The organism is Micromonospora profundi (genome assembly GCF_011927785.1).
GTDB lineage: Bacteria > Actinomycetota > Actinomycetes > Mycobacteriales > Micromonosporaceae > Micromonospora > Micromonospora profundi.
Map to the genome: position 1 here is coordinate 5970736 of NZ_JAATJK010000001.1, position 17170 is coordinate 5987905.

Consider the following 17170-nt stretch of genomic DNA (forward strand, 5'->3'; position numbering starts at 1 on the left):
TCATGCCAAGTCGGGCCCCGGCACGTCGGAGCCGGGCCGGCCACGACGGCCTCCGGTGCCGCTGACCGCGCCGAAGACGCGACGCGTCGCGATCTCCTGCTCCATGACGCCGGCGAGCCGGCGGACGCCCTCACGGATGCGCTCCGGCGGCGGGAAGCTGAAGTTGAGCCGCATGGCGTCGGTGCCCGTCCCGTCGGCGTAGAAGCCGGTGCCGGGCACGTAGGCGACCCGCGCGGCGATAGCGCGCGGCATCATGGCCTTCGAGTCGAGCCCGTCGGGCAGGCTGGTCCAGACGAAGAGGCCGCCGGCCGGCGTCGTCCAGCTCGTGCCCTCGGGCATCAGGTCGGCCAGCGCGTCCAGCAGGGCGTCCCGGCGCTCCCGGTAGACCTCGCGGTAGACCTTCAGCTGCTCCCGCCACGGCATCGTGCTCAGGTAGGTGGCGACGGCGGCCTGGGCGTAGCCGCTGGGGCAGAGGATCTGCGCCTCACTGGCGATGACCAGCTTGTCGCGGACCGCGTGGGGCGCCAGGATCCAGCCGACCCGCAGCCCGGGGGCGAAGGTCTTGGAGAACGTGCTGAGGTAGAAGACGCCGTCGCGGCGGCGGGCACGCAGAGGCGCGGGCGCCTCACCCTCGAAACCCAGTTGGCCGTACGGGTCGTCCTCGACGACGAGCAGGCCGGCCCGTTCGCAGATGTCGAGGACGCGTTCCCGGCGCTCCTCGCTGAGCGTCACGCCAGTCGGGTTCTGGTAGGTGGGGATGGTGTAGAGGAACTTCACACGCCTGCCGGCGCGGGCCAGGTCGGCGATGGCTGTCTCCAGGGCCTCGGGGATCAGCCCGTCGGCGTCCATCGGCACGTGCGCCACCTGCGCCTGCGCGGCCTGAAAGACCCCGAGCGCGCCAACGTACGTGGGGCCTTCGGCGAGCACCACGTCACCTGGGTCGAGGAAGAGTCGGGCCACCAGGTCGAGAGCCTGCTGCCCGCCCACAGTGACGACCACGTCCTCGGGTGAGGCGCCACACGCGGCGTCGATCCCGGAGAGGGACATCACTTCGCAGATCCGCTCGCGCAGTTCGAGGGTGCCCTGGCCGATGCCGTACTGGAGGGTGGTCACACCATGCTCGGAGCCCAGCCGGCCCAGCATCTCGCCCACGGCGTCGAGTGGCAGCGCGGCGATGTAGGGAGCGCCACCGGCGAGTGAGACGACCTCCGGCCGACTGGCCACCGCGAAGAGTGCTCGGATCTCCGAGGCGGTCATGCCGCGTACACGCCGGGCGTACCGGTCGGTGTAGTCGTCGAGCGTCGTGCCGGTCATGACCTCACCTCGATCGCTGCTCGGTGGCTCCCGCCCCGGGTACCCCGCCCACTCGTGACCATGAGGGCTGGAGGCACCGATTGTCGATCGTAGCCCGCCTGAGCCTGCATGTCGGCCTGCAGTGACGGACCGACCACATCCCGGACGCCCGCCGCCGTCCCCCCGGGGCGGTGGGTATCTGCGCGTCCCCTCCCGTACGGTCGATCAGCGGCGTACGATCGCTCGTCGGGGGCAGGAAGGCGGCGCTGTCGTTCCGTGCCGGTCTCACCACCGAGCCTATTGTGGGGATGCGCCATATGTCGCGACGTCTGGTCAGCCTGACCCTCGACACGCTGGAAGATCTTCCTCGTCCCTGCCGGCAGTGCGTCTACTGGGAGCTGGATCCGGTCTCCGCCGACCGGGCCTGCGCCGCCGGTGACCCCGGTCTGGAGAAGGAGGCGTGGGTCTCCCAGACGCTGCTGGAGTGGGGTTCCTGCGGCAAGCTCGCGTACGTCGACGGCATGCCGGCGGGTTTCGTGATGTACGCGCCGCCCGCCTACGTGCCCCGCTCGATGGCCTTTCCGACCTCTCCGGTCTCGGCCGACGCGGCGCTGCTGATGACCGCCAACGTGGTCGCCTCGTTCTCCGGCGGCGGGTTGGGCCGGATGCTGGTGCAGGGTGTGGCGCGGGATCTGACCAAGCGGGGGATCAAGGCGATCGAGGCGTTCGGCGATGCCAAGTTCGGTGACGCGGACGACCCGGCCGGTGGCTGCGTGGCGCCGGCCGATTTCTTCCTGTCGGTCGGTTTCAAGACCGTACGTCCGCATCCCCGCTTCCCCCGCCTGCGGCTTGAGCTGCGCACCGCGCTGAGCTGGAAGTCCGACGTCGAGTACGCGCTGGAGAAGCTCCTCGGCTCGATGAGCCCGGAAACCCTGCTGCGTCCGGTTCGACCGGCACCGGCCACCCGGTCCACCAGCAGCAACTGACGGTCGGGCGGCGGCCTTTCGCCCGGGCGGGGTCAGTCGACCCACGGGCGGGAGGGTCAGTCGACGACGGTGCCGGCGGTGACCACCGCCCGCAGTTCGCTGACGTCGATCGAGCCGGTCGGTACGTCCCGTTCGATCGGGAAGTACATGCGCTGCACCGCGGCCACGATCGCCTCGACCACCCGGTCCCGGAAACGGGGGTCGATGAGCCGGGCTCGGTCGGTCGGCGAGGTGAGGTAGCCGACCTCCACCCGTACCGCCGGCATGCGCGTGAGCCGCAGCAGGTCCCACGTCTTGGCGTGGGTGCGGCAGTCCCGCAGCCCGGTCCGGGCGACGATCTCCCGCTGCACCAGCCCGGCCAGCCGCTCGCCTGTCGACGAGGTGACCCCGTTGTCGGTGCCGTAGTGGTAGGTCGCCACCCCTTCCGCCTCCGGGTTGGCGTGCCCGTCCAGGTGCAGCGACACGAACACGTCGGCGCCGAGCGAGTTGGCGAGCATCGCCCGCTCGGTGTCCGGCAGGCACTTGTCCGGCGCGGGACCCCGGGTGAGCTGCACCCGTACACCGGAGGCGGCGAGCCGTCCCTCCAGCCGGCTCGCCAGGTCGTGGACCAGATCCGCCTCCGTCCAGCGCAGCGGGCCGTCCGGCACCACCATGCCCGGGTCGGTGCCTCCGTGCCCGGGGTCGATGACCACCGTCTTGCCGACGAGCGCCGGCCCGGACTGGCGGATCGCGTCGGACTCGCGGAGCCACTGCGGGCGCCCGCCGACGACCTTGCGGCCGATCCGGCGCAGGGCGTCCATCGTGTGCGGCCCGCAGGAGCCGTCGGGGGTGAGCCCGACCTCCCGCTGGAACTGCGCCACGGCGCGGGAGGTCCGGATGCCGTAGATGGCGTCGGCGCGGCCGACGTCGTACCCCATCTCCAGTAGTCGTTCCTGGAGCGAGCGGACGTCCTCGCCGGTGAGCGGGTCGGGCACCGCGTGGTAGAGGGTGCGGGCGCCGAGCCGCCACCGCGCGGCCTCCAGGGCGCCCCAGGTCTCCGTGCCGACGCGGCCGTCCACGCTGAGCCCACGGGACTGCTGGAACGCCCGCACCGCGCGTTCGGCGTCGACGTCGAACTCGTCGGTCTGCGGACCGGCGGCGAGCAGGTCGAGACCATGCAGGATGGTACGGATCTCCGTGACCGCTGGTCCCCGGTCACCGGGTCGGATCGGACGCACGCTCGACCCCCTCTGCAGGAAGCTGGCTGGCCGGGCGGCCCAGGCTTGAGGTTATGCGTTCCGGGGCGGCCAGGTGGCTAGGGCCGGAAAAACGCGGGCCGCGAAGACAGCGAACCCCGTACCCAACGATCGGGTACGGGGTTCGGTGGCTTTTCTGCTGGTCAGAGGGCCGACTCGATGAGCCGAACCAACTCGCCCTTCGGCTTGGCGCCAGCGATCGACTGGACGGGCTGACCGTTCTTGAAGACGGTGAGCGTCGGCACCGACATGACCCGGTAGGCGCGTGCCGTCTCCGGGTTCTCGTCGATGTTGAGCTTGACGATGCTGACCCGGTCGCCCATCTCGCCGGCGATTTCCTCGAGCAGCGGCGACACCTTGCGGCACGGACCGCACCACTCGGCCCAGAAGTCCACCAGAACCGGCTTGTCTGCCTGCAACACGTCAGCGACGAAGCTCTTGTCGGTGACCGCCTTGGTATTTCCCACTATGCCCTCCTCCGGGATGTATTTCCTGTTTCAGCTGAGCGTCGCGATGAACCGCTCGGCGTCAAGCGCGGCGGCACAGCCGGTGCCGGCCGCGGTGATCGCCTGACGGTAGGTGTGGTCGACCAGGTCGCCTGCGGCGAAGACGCCGGGCACGCTCGTCCGGGTGCTTGGCGCCTGGACCTTCACGTACCCCTCGTCGTCCATCTCGACCTGGCCCCGGAAGAGCTCACTGCGGGGGTCGTGGCCGATGGCCACGAAGACGCCGGTGACGTCCAGCACCTTGGACTCGCCGGTGTGCACGTTGCGGACCCGTACGCCGGTGACCTTGCCGTCGGCGCCCAGGATCTCCTCGACGGTGCTGTTCCACTCGACCTTGATCTTCTCGTTGCCCAGCGCCCGGTCCGCCATGATCTTGCTGGCACGGAACGAGTCTCGCCGGTGGATGATCGTGACCGAGTCGGCGAAGCGGGTGAGGAAGCTTGCCTCCTCCATCGCCGAGTCACCACCGCCGACGACAACGATGTGCTGGTTGCGGAAGAAGAACCCGTCACAGGTGGCACACGAGGAGACGCCGTGGCCCAGGTATTCCTGCTCGCCCGGCACGCCCAGCGGACGCCAGGCCGAGCCGGTGGAGAGGATTACCGCGCGGGCCTGGTAGGCGGTCTCGCCGACCCAGACGGTGCTCACCGCGCCGGCGCCGGCGTCGCCGGTGTCCACCAGCTCGACGCGGGTCACGTCGTCGGTGAGGAACTCGGCGCCGAAGCGCTCGGCCTGCTTACGCATGTTGTCCATCAGCTCGGGGCCGAGGATGCCGTCGGCGAACCCGGGGAAGTTCTCCACCTCGGTGGTGGTCATCAGCGCGCCGCCGGACTGCACGCCCTCGATGATCAGCGGCTTCAGGTTGGCGCGGGCCGCGTAGACCGCCGCCGTGTAACCGGCCGGGCCGGAGCCGATGATGATCAGGTTGCGGACCTCGTCCACTGCCGTCTCCCGAGTTGTGTGTGTTCGGCGTCGGCGCGCGCACCGATGCTGATCCAAGTGCCGGCGGGTGGTGCGTGCCGGCAACTGACTTCCAGAACGTCATCGTACGAAGTGGGGATTCCCGAGCCGGGCATCCGGTGGGTCAGGTCACGTGGACGGTTATCGCACCGATGACCGCGGATTCACCCTACCCGCGCTGAATACCTGCCGTCCGAGCCGGACCCGGGGACGCCGCACTCCGGGCCGCTCACCCAGGCCCAGCGGGCACCGGCCGCGTCGGTGAACCGGATGACCAGTGCCTGCTCGCCCTGGAACCTGGCGTAGTCGAGCACCTCGACCACCAGCGGCGCGGACCCGTGCTCGGCAGCCACGTCCGCCAGGCAGGCCGTGAGCGCGGCCTCGTCGGTGAGCCGGGTCAACTGGTCCGTGCCGTCCGGAGCGGGCCGGCGGCCCCCCTCGGCGTCCACACCGGGCTGCTCGCCGGGACCTCCGCTGGGCTCCTTGAACGGACGGGCGGTCACGGCGCTGCCCGTGGACTGCCCGAGGGTCTGCGGGGTGTAGTCGGTGCCGCTGCGCAGCGGCGGCCCGGTGGTGCGCGCCGCCCCGGCCCCCGCCGCTGCTTCGGGCGCGCTGGCCGGGCGGTCCATGGCGCTGGTGTCGGCGGTGTCAGCGCCGTTCCCCGTCAGTTGGGTGAGCCCCAGTCCGACCGCGACGACGGCGACTGCCGCGACGGCCACCGGAGCGGCACCTCGGACCCACCGTCGCTGCCGTCGCTGTCGACGCCCCGGACCGGTGGGAGTGCTTCGCCCCGGCTCGGCCGGCGCGGAGCCGGCGGGCCGGCGACCGCCCTGCGCAGGCAGAAGCACCGGCGTCGCGGAGCCGGCAGCGGGCTCCGGCGTGCTCGTGGAGTGCTCGCTGTCATCCGGCAGGGGACCTGCCGCCGCCAGCGCCTCGGTGAGTCGGTCGGCGACATCTGGCGGCATCTCCGGGGCTGGCTCGGCCCACCGCGCCAGGTCCGCGTGGACCTGTGTGATCGCGGGCGCCAGCAGCGCGTACGCCTGCGCCCAGGCCGGGTCGACGGCCACCAGTCGGGCGACCTCCGACTCCTGCGGAGTGCCGTCCAACGCCCCGCCGAGGTAGTCGGCGAGCAGGTCGTTGTCGACCTCCCTGAACCCCTCGGTCGTCACGAGTCCTCCTGGTTGGCGTCCCGCCGGTACCGGCCCGACCCCGATCCGACGCCCTCGGACGGGCGTGGGTTCCCCGCCGTGACGCCGGGCACGTCCGTGTTCGGGTCGGCCGAAGTCCGAGGGACCGTCGACGCCGCCGGTCGGAGATGCCCGAGCAGCACCGCCAGGCGCGCCCGACCGCGAGCGCACCGGCTCTTCACAGTCCCCTCCGCGACACCGAGGATGCGGGCGACCTCCGCCACGGGGTAGCCCTGCACGTCGACGAGCACCAGAGCGGCCCGCTGCTCGACGGGCAGCGCGGCGAGCGCCTCACGGACGACAAGCGCGGTGTCGTGGTCGTGTGCCGGTGCGGCCGGTTCGACGCCGCCGATGCCCGACCCGTCCACGGACCTGATGCCGTCGGGCAGCGGCACTGTGGGGTGCGCCTGTCGGCGGCGGATCCGATCCAGGCACGCGTTCACGACGATCCGGTGCAGCCAGGTCGTGACGGCGGAGTCGCCACGGAAACGCGCGGCGGCACGGTGGGCCGACAGCAGGGCGTCCTGAAGGGCGTCTGCGGCCTCCTCGCGGTCACCGATCGTCCGCAGAGCCACCGCCCAGAGCCGGTCGCGGTGCCTGTGGAAGAGTTCGGCGAAGGCGTCCCGGTCGCCGGCGACATGGGCGCGCAGCAGCTCAAGGTCCGTCGCCGCGTCGCGCCCCTCCATCACCACCGCCGGCGGAGGCGCTGCCGGGCTCGTGCTGCCCGGCTCACGAACCCTGGACCGTAATCTCCTGCACCCCGAGTCGGAAACCGTCCTCGTCGCCGCTGGGCGGCAACTCGGTGAACCAGAGCAGCAGGTAGCGGTACTTCTCGTCGGCGTTGAAGCCGTTGAACGTCATCGTGGTGCCGTCGTGCTCCTTCAACACACCGATCTCGGTCTTGTAGTTCGCCACCATCTGCTTGTCACCGTTGGAGCTGGAGGGGTAGCCGGCGGTGCCGGCGAGCAGTTGCGCGGTGGCACCACGACCGGAGAGCACGGCCTGCACCGACTTCACAGTGTGCGGCGAGCCCAGATCCAGCCAGACACCCATGCCGGTCTTCAGGTTGCCGTACGTGGCGTTCGGGTAGCGGTCGGTCTCCCAACCCTTGTCGTTGTCGCCGTCGATGATCTTGTCAGCGCCGCCGAGCTCGTCCCGCTTGGTGCTGTCCGGGTCGACGATCCGGATGCCCTGCACCTTCAGGTTGCGGACCGTGGCGGCGGCCGGGGTGGCGTCACCTGCCGGAGCGCTGGCGGAGGGCGTGGCACCGGCGGTGTTCTGCGGATCCTCGTCCTTGTCGCCGAGCGCGCTGATGCCGATGAGCAGACCCACCAGGGCGACAGCCAGCAGGCCAGCGATGCCGATGGCGACCTTGCGCCCACCCGCCGCGGCCAGCGGGGACGGCTCCTCCCCGGTGTCGGCGGCGAACCGCAACGGCCCGCTGGTGTCGAGGTAGTGCTCGTCCTCGGGTACGTCCAGGCGGGCCAGCTCGGCGGCGAGCACATCGGACGACGGCGGGGCGATCTCGGCGTCGAGCAGATCCATTGTCAGGTCGTCCAGGTACGCGGGCACTCCGGCCCGGACCTGGCGGGGGGCCGCGATCGTGCCGGCGGCGTCCCGGACGGCGTCGGAGATGGCGGCCCGGCCATGGCCTGCGGTAGCGCCGCGCAGCGGTGCCTCGGAGTGCGGCCAGTGACCGGTCAGCGCGAAGTAGAGGACGCCGCCGACCGCCCGGATGTCGCTCTCCTGGCTGTCGTCGCCGTCGGTGCGCGCGTCTGCCAGGACCACACGTCCCTCGTCGCTGATCATGACGGTGCCGGGGTGCACGTTTCCGTGGACCATCCCGGTGGCGTGCACGGCGGCGAGCGCGCTGGCGACGGCGTTGCCGATGGCTGTGGCGCGGGCCGGGTCCAGAGGGCCCTCGGCGGCGAGGTCACGCAGCGACTGCCCGTCGACCCACTCCCGGACCACGTACGCCCGGTCGGCCTCGTCGATGGCGTCGTACACGCCGACAAGGTTGGGGTGGATGACCCGGCTGGCCGCGACGGCGGCCTGGAGCATCTCGGTGGCGGAGTCACCACCCGGGTAGCGGAGCACCACCGCGACGGGACGGCGCAGGATGACGTCGACCCCGCGCCAGACCAGCCGACCCGCGCTGTCGTTGTTGATGTGCTCGACCAGTTCGTACCGCTCGGCGAGGATCTCACCGGCCGTGGGAGCACCGAAGGTCATGACCGGCGGAGCGCTCTCGTCCGCCTCCTGACCTTCGCCGACCTGGGTCACCCGTCCTCCCTCGGTGATCGTGTCGATCGATGGACCCGCACTGCTGGGCATGTGGCTTCCCGCTCTGCCGTCGAAGGAACCGGCCGACCGGTGTCGACGCCCAGCGTCGGCGCCGCCGCACCCGTCGAGAGCGACCTTACCCGGGTTGCCCGTCTCTCCGACATGTCATCTTCCCGCCGTACCCAGCGGGGTGCCGGGAGTCGGAGAAGTAGTCCGGTTGCGACCGTTGTCAGCCATGTTGCTGGCACATGTACTAACCCAATCTACGGCTTCACCGCAAGCGATCGACGGTGGGGCCAGGCCCGGTCGGCGCGTCCCGCAGGGGATCGGGTTCCCCCCGATCGGGCGGCCACGCTCATCCGTACGGTTGGTTATCCACAGGCCGATCTGGTTGCTGGCCGGCGAATCGCGGAGTTATCCACAGGTGCATCCCCAGGCTGGTGATCCGCAGTCACCGTCGGTATGTCTACCAACTTGTTGTGATCGCCGGCTGACCATCAGCGACCGAGGCGGCGGCGGACCATGCCCACCACCTCGGTGATCTCCCCGATCCGCAGCACCATTGCCAACCCGAGGTACGTCCCGCCGATCACCGCACCGCCGACCACGAGCTGGACGATCGCCTCCAGGCGCGTCGGCGTGTCATCACCGGGCAGCAGCTTGACCACCAGCAGACCGACAAGTGCCGAACCGAGTGCCGCGACCGCGACCCGGCCGCCGGTCCGCATGATCTCGCCGAGACCGATCCGACCGACGCGCGGCCGGAGCAGCCACGCGGAGCCGATAGCGGCAGCCAGATAGGAGATCGCGTTACCGATCATCATGCCGGCCCCGGCGAAGCTCGCCGAGAAGGCCACGAAGAGCACGATCTGCACCCCGATCCGGAGCGCCACGACCGGAATGTTGATCAGAGCCGGGGTCCGGGTGTCGGGCAGCGCGTAGAACGCGAAGGTGAAGAGCTGGCTCACAGCGAACGGGACCAGCGCCAACGCCGCGGCGAGCAGCACGATCGAGGTGGCGGTGGCGTTGTCCTCGTTGAACGCGCCGAACCGGAACAGGGTGAACGCGATCGGCGTGGCCAGAACGGCGTAGCAGACCGCGATCGGAGCGAGCACCGCGGTGACCGTGCGGGTGCCCCGGGAGAGGTCGGCGGCGAGGTCGGCGTACCTGCCGTCGGCGGCGGCCGCGCTCATCCGGGGCATCAGCGCGGTGATGATCGAGACGGCGATGATGCCGTGGGCGGTCATCAGCAGGAGGAAGACGTTGTTGTAGATCAGCGGACCGGCCGCGTTCTCCTTGCCGGCCCGGTTCAGCAGGTTGAACAGCACGATCAGGCCGACCTGGCTCACCGCGACGTAGCAGATCATCCACGCACCGAGCCGGCCCAGCTCGCGCAGCCCGAGCGCGCGGAAGTCGAAGCGCAGCTTCCAGCGGAAGCCGACCTTGCGCAGCGCCGGCAGCAGGCCCGCCGCCTGGATGGCGACGCCGAGCAGGGTGCCGCCGCCGATCAGCAGCACCCGCCCGGTGGTCATGTCCCCCGGCCGGACGATTTCCGCACCGAACACGGCGATGTAGAGGCCGGCGGTGCCGATCACCACCAGGTTGTTGAGGATCGGCGCCCACATCGGGGCGGCGAAGTGCCCCCGGGTATTGAGCACCGCGCTGATCAGCGCGCTCAGCCCCGAGAAGAAGATCATCGGCAGCATGAGGCGGGCCAGCGCTGTGACCAGCTGCGAATAGTCGCCTGTCGACTCGCCACTGCCGTAGAGCCAGGTCAGCGGCGAGGCCAACGCGACAGCGAGCACGGCGGCCACGCCGAGGGCGAGCACCGCGAGGGTCAACAGCCTCTGCGCGTACGCCTGGCCGCCGTCGGCGTCGGACTTGCGGCGGCGGACCAGCACCGGAATCAGCACGCTCGTGAGCACACCGCCGAGCAGGAACTCGTAGACCATCCCGGGCAGGATCTGCGCGGTCGTGTACGCGTCGCCGACCAGCGCGCCACCGAGCGCCGCCGCGATGACGAGGTTGCGCAGGAAGCCCGTACCCCGGCTGACCAGGCTGCCGACGGCCATCACCGCGCTGTTTGTCGCGGCGCTCGCCTCGGCCACCTGCTCCTGCGGCGGCGCCGTCGACTCCATGGCCGGCTGGTTCAGCGGCTCGGCGGAGATGAAGGTGGCGCCGTCTTGCGGGCGCCCACCGGCTCCGGGCCCGCCGTCGCGCGCGGCGTTCGCGCTGCGGTAGAGCCCGCCGCTCATCTCCAGCCTCCCAGGGGTACGTCGAGCCGGGCACCGACCCGCACGCCACAGACCTTAGTCAACCCCGCCCATTACCCGCGCCCGGCGGATCGGATCGCACGCCGGCCCGATAGTCTGGCGATCCCATGTCCGAAGCCTCCGCTCCTCACACCGCTGACCGCCGCGAACTCACCGCCGCGCAGCGCAACGCCGTCGCCGAACTGCTGCGGGTCTCCCCGGTGGCCGACGAGTTGGGCCGCCGGTTCGTCCGCGCCGGTCATGAGCTGCACCTGGTGGGCGGTTCGGTGCGGGACGCCCTGCTCGGGCGGCTAGGCGACGACCTGGACTTCTGCACCGACGCGCACCCCGACGAGACGTTGGGGATCATCAAGGGCTGGGCCGAGTCGATCTGGGAGACCGGCCGGGAGTTCGGCACCATCGGTGCCCAACGCGGCGGCCTCCGGCTGGAGATCACCACCTTCCGCGCCGAGTCGTACGACCAGGTCAGCCGCAACCCGGTGGTGGTCTACGGCACGAGCCTCGACGAGGATCTGCGGCGGCGGGACTTCACGATCAACGCGATGGCTGTCAGCCTGCCGGAGCACCGGTTCACCGACCCGCACGGTGGGCTGGGCGATCTCGCGGCCAAGGTGATCCGTACTCCCAGCACCCCGCGCGAGTCGTTCGGCGACGATCCGCTGCGGATGCTGCGGGCAGCCCGTTTCGCCGCCCAGCTGGGCTTCGCCGTGCACCCGGACGTGTACGTGGCGATGACCGAGATGGCCGCCGACCTGGACCGGATCACCGCCGAGCGGATCCGTGACGAGTTCACCAAGCTGCTCTGCGGCGCCGACCCGATCGCCGGCCTGCGGCTGCTTGTCGACACCGGGCTCGCCGAGCGGTTCCTGCCGGAGCTGACCGGTCTGAAGCTGGAGATCGACGAGCACGCCCAACACAAGGACGTCTACGAGCACACGTTGACGGTCGTCGAGAACGCGGTCTCGTTCGAGGAGGAGGGCTGCGACTTCATCCTGCGGATGGCCGCCCTCATGCACGACGTGGGCAAGCCGGCGACCAAGGCGGTCGGGTCCGACGGCCGGGTCAGCTTCCACCATCACGAGGTGGTAGGCGCCCGGCTGACAAAGGCCCGGATGAAGGCGATGCGCTACCCCAAGGAGATCACCGCGAAGGTGACCGCGCTTGTCGCGCTGCACCTGCGCTTCTACGGGTACGGGCGCGGCGAGTGGACCGACTCGGCGGTGCGCCGCTACGTAGCCGACGCCGGTGACCTGCTGCCCCGGCTGCACAAGCTGACCCGCTCGGACTGCACCACCCGCAACCGCCGCAAGGCTGCCCAGCTCGCCGCCGACTACGACGCGCTGGAGGACCGGATCGGCCGGATCGCCGCTGAGGAGGACCTGGCCCGGGTCCGCCCCGACCTCGACGGCAACGCGATCATGGAGTTGCTCGGCGTACCGCCGGGGCCGGTGGTCGGTCGGGCCTGGAAGCACCTCAAGGAACAGCGCCTGGAACACGGCCCGCTGGACCGCGACGCCGCCGAGGCGGAGTTGCTGCGCTGGGCCCGCGCCGAAGGCCTGATCGACTAGCCGGCTCTCTCCGCCCTACCGCGCGGCAAGATCTTGGAGGGAAAGCGCCCCACCGGGGGTAGTTTTCTTCCAAGATCTCTCAGGTACACAGGCGGGCGCCACCCCCGAACCGGGAGCGGCGCCCGTCGGCGTACGTCGTCAGCGGGTCTCGACGGCCGTCCCGTCCACGGCCGTGGTGCCCTTGCCGGCCGAGGCGCCGTTGCCGGCGGCGGCGGACGCCGAGCCGAGCCGGGCCAGCAGGCCGGGCAGGTCGATGCCGGTCAGGTCGCTGCCGAGCTGGAGCCCCTGTGCCACGTTGCCGGCCACCGACTTCGTCAGCGAGGACGCGCCGTCGGTGGAGATGACGGTTATCTTGTCGATCGCACCGATCGGGGCGCTGGCCGCCTCGACCACCTGCGGAAGCACCTTGACAAGCAGGTCCAGCACCGCCGCCTCGCCGTACGCCGCGAACGCCTCGGCCTTGCGGGCCATCGCGTCGGCCTCGGCCTGGCCCCGGGCCAGGATGGCCGCGGCCTCGGCCGTGCCCTCCCGCTCGACCGCCTCGGCGATCGCGGACCGCCGCCGCTGCTCGGCCTCACCTTCCTTGGCGCCCTCGATCGCGTTGGCCTCGGCCAGCGCGGCCCGTCGGGCCCGCTCGCCCTCACCGGTGAGGCGGGCCTGCTCGGCGGAGGCCTGCGCGGCGGCGATGACCGCCTGCCGCTGCGCGTCCGCGCTCAGCACCGCCGCAGCGCGGGAAGCCTCGGCCTCCTGCTCCACCTTGTACCGGGCGGCGTCGGCCGGCTTGCGCACCTCGGTGTCCAGTTGGCGCTGCTTGAGTTCGGCGTTGCGCTCGGCGACCTTCTGCTGCTCGGACAGGATCGCCTGGTCCCGTTCCGCCTGGGCCAGCGGTCCGGCCGCGGCCGACTTCGCCTTCGCCGCGTCGATCTCCGCCTGGATGCCTGCCTGCTTCAGAGCCAGGTTCCGGTTCGCCTCGGCGATGGCCTCCTCGGCGAGCAGCCGCTCCTGCTCGGCCTGCTGCCGGGCCCGGGCCTCGGCGATCGCCGCGTCCTTGAGCACCCGGGCCGCCTCGGGCCGACCCAGGTCCTGGAGGTACGAGCCCTCGGCGAGGATGTCCTGAAGCTGGAAGGTGTCCAGCACCAGCCCCTGGTTGGTCATCGAGTGCTCGGCTTCCTCGGCCACCGCGTTGGCGAACGCCGCCCGGTCCCGGATGACCTCCTCGACGGTGAGCCGGCCGACGATCGACCGCAGCGCGCCGGCCAGCACCTCCCGGGTGAAGTTGTCGATCTCGTCCTGCTGGTGCAGGAACCGCTGCGCGGCCGCCCGGATCGCGTCCTCGGTCCCGCCGACCTTGACGATCGCCACGCCGTTCAGGTCGGCGCGGATGCCCTGCTTGCTCACCGCGCCCCGGATGCCGACGTCGATCCGCCGGCTGGACAGGTCGAGCGACTGGAGCTTCTGCACCACCGGCAGCACGAACACCGAGGCACCCAGCACGACCTTCTGCCCGGAGTTGTCGGTGGACCGGCCACCGTCGGCGGTCTGGGTGGTGCGGCCCTTACGGCCAGTGACGATGAACGCTTCGTTCGGCCCGGCCACCTTGATCCGGGAGAGGACGAAGAACACCAGGACGAGCACGAGAAGAACGGCGCCGCCTACGGCGATCAGCAAGGGCATGAAGGAATCCTGTCTTCGAGGAGGAGTCAGTAGGTCTCGACGTGCACGCTGGTCTCGCTGAGCGCCTGCACGACGAAGACCTGGGCGCCGATCGGGATCGGCTGGTCGGCGCGGGCGTTGAGCTTGACCGGCTGGCCGGCGACGCGTACGCGGACCTCGCCGTACCCGTCGACCGGCACCGGGGTCACCACCAGGCCGAGCGCGCCGACCAGGTCGTTGCGGGTGGGGGTGGGGTCGGTGCGCATGTTGCGCGCCGCTCGACTCAGCCGGGACGCCAACCACGCGGTGGGCACGGCGGCGACCAGACCGGCGGCCGCCGCGCCAGCGATCATTCCTGGTGTACGCGCACCGAGCAGTTCGTTGGCGATGGCCCCGCCGAACCCGAACGCGCCCGCGAAGCCCGCCACCGCCTCGGTCGAGGCCGGTCCATCCACGTGGGCGTGCCCGAAATGCAATAGTTCGGTGCCGAGCAGGGCGAGCACCAGCACCCCGACACCTGCCGCGCCGATGAGGAGAAAGATGAGCGTCCCGGTGGCCACGACCTGCACAGTATCGACGTCCCGCAACATTTCGATGATCCAGTGGACGCGAAGTTGATCTGGCCACGCGAGCCACTGCCGCTGCGGCGATCCGGGCGGCGCAGGAGTGGCGTTCGGCCCGACGCTGGTAGCCGGGCCAACGGGGAAGTCCGCGACAGGGACAATGGGTGGATGCGCTGGACCGTGCTCGATTCACCGATCGGCGAGTTCTCCGTGGCCACTGACGGCACGAGCGTGTGCGGCACGCACTTCGGTCGTGTCGACGCTGCGGCCGACGAGCCCGCCGACGCGGTGTCCCGGCAGGCTGTCGCCGAGTTGCGGGCGTACTTCGCCGGTGAACTGACAGCATTCACCGTTCCGGTGTCGATTCCGCGCGGCTCGGAGTTCGAGCGGGCGGTGTGGCGGGAGATGACCCGCATTCCGTACGGCGAGACGTCGACGTACGGCGAGGTGGCGAGCGTGGTGGGCGATCTCGGTGCGGCACGGGCGGTGGGGGTGGCCTGTAACCGCAACCCGGTCCCGGTGATCGTGCCGTGTCACCGGATCGTCGGCGCCGGCGGCAAGCTGGTCGGGTTCGGTGGGGGTCTGCCCCGCAAGGTCAAGCTGCTGGAGTTGGAGGCCGGGGTCGCGCTGCGACACACCTGGGCCGTTGGTTGACGCTCACCGAGCAGGTGCTGAGGCTTTCGCCGTACCTGGAGATGTCGAGCTGAACGCGACGAGGGCCGGGTCCATGCGGACCCGGCCCTCGACCGTGCTGGTGTTTCAGCGGGTCAGCGCTCGACCTCGCCGGCGATGAACTCCTCGACGGCCTGGTGGGCGTCGTGGTCGGCGTACTGCACCGGCGGGGACTTCATGAAGTACGACGAGGCCGACAGGATCGGACCGCCGATCTTCCGGTCCAGGCCGATCTTCGCGGCGCGGACGGCGTCGATGATGACACCGGCCGAGTTCGGGGAGTCCCACACCTCGAGCTTGAGCTCGGCGTTCAGCGGGGTGTCTCCGAAGGAGCGACCCTCCAGGCGGATGTACGCCCACTTGCGGTCGTCCAGCCACGGCACGTGGTCCGACGGGCCGATGTGCACGTCGCTCTTGCTCATCTCGTGCGGGATCTGCGAGGTGACCGACTGGGTCTTCGAGATCTTCTTCGAGACCAGCCGCTTGCGCTCCAGCATGTTCATGAAGTCCATGTTGCCGCCGAAGTTGAGCTGGTACGTGCGCAGCAGCTCGACACCGCGGTCCTCGAAGAGCTTCGCGAGCGCGCGGTGCACGATGGTGGCGCCGACCTGGCTCTTGATGTCGTCACCGACGATCGGGAGGCCGGCGTCGGTGAACTTCTGCGCCCACTCCGGGTCCGAGGCGATGAAGACGGGCAGGGCGTTGACGAACGCGCAACCGGCGTCGATCGCCGCCTGGGCGTAGAACTTGGCGGCCTGCTCGGAGCCGACGGGCAGGTAGCAGACGACGACGTCGACCTGCGCGTCACGCAACGCCTGAGTCACGTCGACGGCGGTGGCGTCGGACTCCTCGACGATCTCGCGGTAGTACTGGCCCAGACCGTCGAAGGTCGGACCGCGCTGCACGGACACGCCGGTGGGCGGCACGTCGCAGAGCTTGATGGTGTTGTTCTCGCTGGCGACGATCGCCTCCGCGAGGTCCATGCCCACCTTCTTGGCGTCGACGTCGAACGCCGCGACAAACTCAACGTCAGAGACGTGGTAGTCGCCGAAGGTGACGTGCATGAGACCCGGGACGCGGTCGTTCGGGTCGGCGTTGCGGTAGTACTCGACGCCCTGAACCAGGGACGAGGCGCAGTTACCCACACCGACGATGGCGACGCGGACGGAGCCCATAGCGTCTGCCTCCTTCTTCTCTGTCACGGCCGCTCTTTCCTGGTATCTCCAGGCGGAGGCGGGCTGTTGTCTTCTCGTCGGCCACCGGCCGTCCCCGCTTGCGGGACCGTCGGGGCTCGGCCGGAGCGCTCGTTGGCGATGAGCTCCTCCAGCCAGCGGACCTCACGCTCACAGGCGTCAAGGCCGTGGCGCTGCAGTTCCAAGGTGTAAGCGTCGAGGCGCTCGGCCGCCCGGCCCAGCACGTCGCGAAGCCCTTCGCGACGTTCCTCGATCTTGCGGCGGCGACCCTCCAGAATGCGGAGTCGGGTCGCCTGGTCGGTCCGGGCGAAGAACGCGAAGTGCACCCCGAAGCCCGTGTCGTCGTACGTCTCGGGCCCCGCCTGTGCGATCAGCTGGGCGAAGCGTTCCTTGCCCTCCGCAGTGATTTTGTAGACCACCCGACCTCGTCGGCTGGTCAGCGCGGGAACCTCCTCGGCGGTGACGGGTGTCTCAGCGGCTTCGGTGATCCACCCCGCCGCCTGGAGCCTGCGTAGCGTGGGATAGAGCGAGCCGTAGCTGATCGCCGCGCGGATCGCCCCGAGCTTGGCGGTCAACTCCTTGCGCAGCTCATAGCCGTGCATCGGAGACTCCTGCAGCAGGCCGAGGATGGCGAGGTCGAGCATGGGCCACCCTCTCTTACCCCTGGCGCCGAGCGGTAACCGCCGCGATGTATCGGACCGATACATCGCACGTTAGCGGGTCATCGAAGCCAGGGCAAACCCTCGTTCCGGGATCCTGCCGTCACGGATCGTGACGATGGTCGCCTGGTCCGGCCGG

Annotated in this window: 15 protein-coding genes; 3 read left to right on the forward strand and 12 right to left on the reverse strand. The window is 70.6% G+C overall.

The window, feature by feature from the left end; all coding sequences use genetic code 11:
• A complete protein-coding gene (locus F4558_RS26650) occupies nucleotides 1–1314 on the reverse strand; it encodes an aminotransferase-like domain-containing protein (RefSeq protein WP_053651679.1) in 1314 nt (437 codons plus the stop codon).
• Nucleotides 1315–1610: 296 nt separating this feature from the next.
• Between F4558_RS26650 and F4558_RS26655 the strand changes: the two genes are divergently transcribed.
• Entirely contained in the window at nucleotides 1611–2279 is a 669-nt protein-coding gene (locus tag F4558_RS26655) for a GNAT family N-acetyltransferase (RefSeq protein ID WP_053651677.1), read from the forward strand.
• A gap of 56 nt (nucleotides 2280–2335) precedes the next feature.
• Here the strand turns inward: F4558_RS26655 and F4558_RS26660 are convergent, their stop codons facing one another.
• From F4558_RS26660 to murJ, 7 genes are all read right to left on the reverse strand, one after another.
• The gene (locus F4558_RS26660) at nucleotides 2336–3496 is read right to left on the reverse strand and encodes an N-acetylmuramoyl-L-alanine amidase (RefSeq protein ID WP_053651675.1); all 1161 of its coding nucleotides are present in this window, start codon (nucleotides 3494–3496) and stop codon (nucleotides 2336–2338) included.
• A 161-nt stretch (nucleotides 3497–3657) separates the two neighbouring features.
• Nucleotides 3658–3981 (reverse strand): thioredoxin, encoded by a 324-nt coding sequence (gene trxA / locus F4558_RS26665; protein WP_053651673.1) that lies wholly within the window; start codon nucleotides 3979–3981, stop codon nucleotides 3658–3660.
• A gap of 30 nt (nucleotides 3982–4011) precedes the next feature.
• A complete protein-coding gene (gene trxB, locus F4558_RS26670) occupies nucleotides 4012–4962 on the reverse strand; it encodes a thioredoxin-disulfide reductase (RefSeq protein ID WP_053651670.1) in 951 nt (316 codons plus the stop codon).
• Nucleotides 4963–5144: 182 nt separating this feature from the next.
• Nucleotides 5145–6149: an RsmA family anti-sigma factor gene (locus F4558_RS26675; protein ID WP_167946424.1), complete on the reverse strand. Its 1005-nt coding sequence runs from the start codon at nucleotides 6147–6149 to the stop codon at nucleotides 5145–5147.
• Nucleotides 6146–6853 carry an RNA polymerase sigma factor SigM gene (gene sigM, locus F4558_RS26680; protein ID WP_167946426.1) on the reverse strand — a complete coding sequence of 236 codons (708 nt, stop codon included), beginning with the start codon at nucleotides 6851–6853 and terminating at the stop codon, nucleotides 6146–6148. Before sigM ends, F4558_RS26675 begins: the two co-directional genes overlap by 4 nt.
• Nucleotides 6854–6896: 43 nt before the next feature.
• Nucleotides 6897–8501, reverse strand: coding sequence for a protein kinase family protein (locus F4558_RS26685; RefSeq protein WP_053651666.1), 1605 nt, complete (start codon nucleotides 8499–8501; stop codon nucleotides 6897–6899).
• A 446-nt stretch (nucleotides 8502–8947) separates the two neighbouring features.
• Nucleotides 8948–10705, reverse strand: a complete 1758-nt coding sequence (murJ, locus tag F4558_RS26690) for a murein biosynthesis integral membrane protein MurJ (RefSeq protein ID WP_053651664.1) — start codon at nucleotides 10703–10705, stop codon at nucleotides 8948–8950.
• Between the two features lie 125 nt (nucleotides 10706–10830).
• Between murJ and F4558_RS26695 the strand changes: the two genes are divergently transcribed.
• Nucleotides 10831–12291 (forward strand): CCA tRNA nucleotidyltransferase, encoded by a 1461-nt coding sequence (locus F4558_RS26695; protein WP_053651662.1) that lies wholly within the window; start codon nucleotides 10831–10833, stop codon nucleotides 12289–12291.
• Nucleotides 12292–12429: 138 nt separating this feature from the next.
• Here the strand turns inward: F4558_RS26695 and F4558_RS26700 are convergent, their stop codons facing one another.
• Nucleotides 12430–13965, reverse strand: coding sequence for a flotillin family protein (locus F4558_RS26700; protein ID WP_167946428.1), 1536 nt, complete (start codon nucleotides 13963–13965; stop codon nucleotides 12430–12432).
• 26 nt (nucleotides 13966–13991) lie between these two features.
• On the reverse strand, nucleotides 13992–14534 hold the full coding sequence (locus F4558_RS26705; protein WP_053651657.1) for an NfeD C-terminal domain-containing protein: 543 nt from the start codon (nucleotides 14532–14534) through the stop codon (nucleotides 13992–13994).
• Nucleotides 14535–14675: 141 nt separating this feature from the next.
• Here F4558_RS26705 and F4558_RS26710 point away from each other — a divergent pair, with 141 nt between their 5' ends.
• Complete coding sequence (locus F4558_RS26710) at nucleotides 14676–15161, forward strand: methylated-DNA--[protein]-cysteine S-methyltransferase (protein ID WP_167946430.1); 486 nt, start codon at nucleotides 14676–14678, stop codon at nucleotides 15159–15161.
• Between the two features lie 113 nt (nucleotides 15162–15274).
• Here the strand turns inward: F4558_RS26710 and F4558_RS26715 are convergent, their stop codons facing one another.
• Both F4558_RS26715 and F4558_RS26720 read right to left on the reverse strand, forming a co-directional pair.
• The gene (locus F4558_RS26715; RefSeq protein ID WP_053651653.1) at nucleotides 15275–16354 is read right to left on the reverse strand and encodes an inositol-3-phosphate synthase; all 1080 of its coding nucleotides are present in this window, start codon (nucleotides 16352–16354) and stop codon (nucleotides 15275–15277) included.
• A 23-nt stretch (nucleotides 16355–16377) separates the two neighbouring features.
• A complete protein-coding gene (locus F4558_RS26720) occupies nucleotides 16378–17016 on the reverse strand; it encodes a PadR family transcriptional regulator (protein ID WP_053651651.1) in 639 nt (212 codons plus the stop codon).
• Nucleotides 17017–17170: the final 154 nt, after the last annotated feature.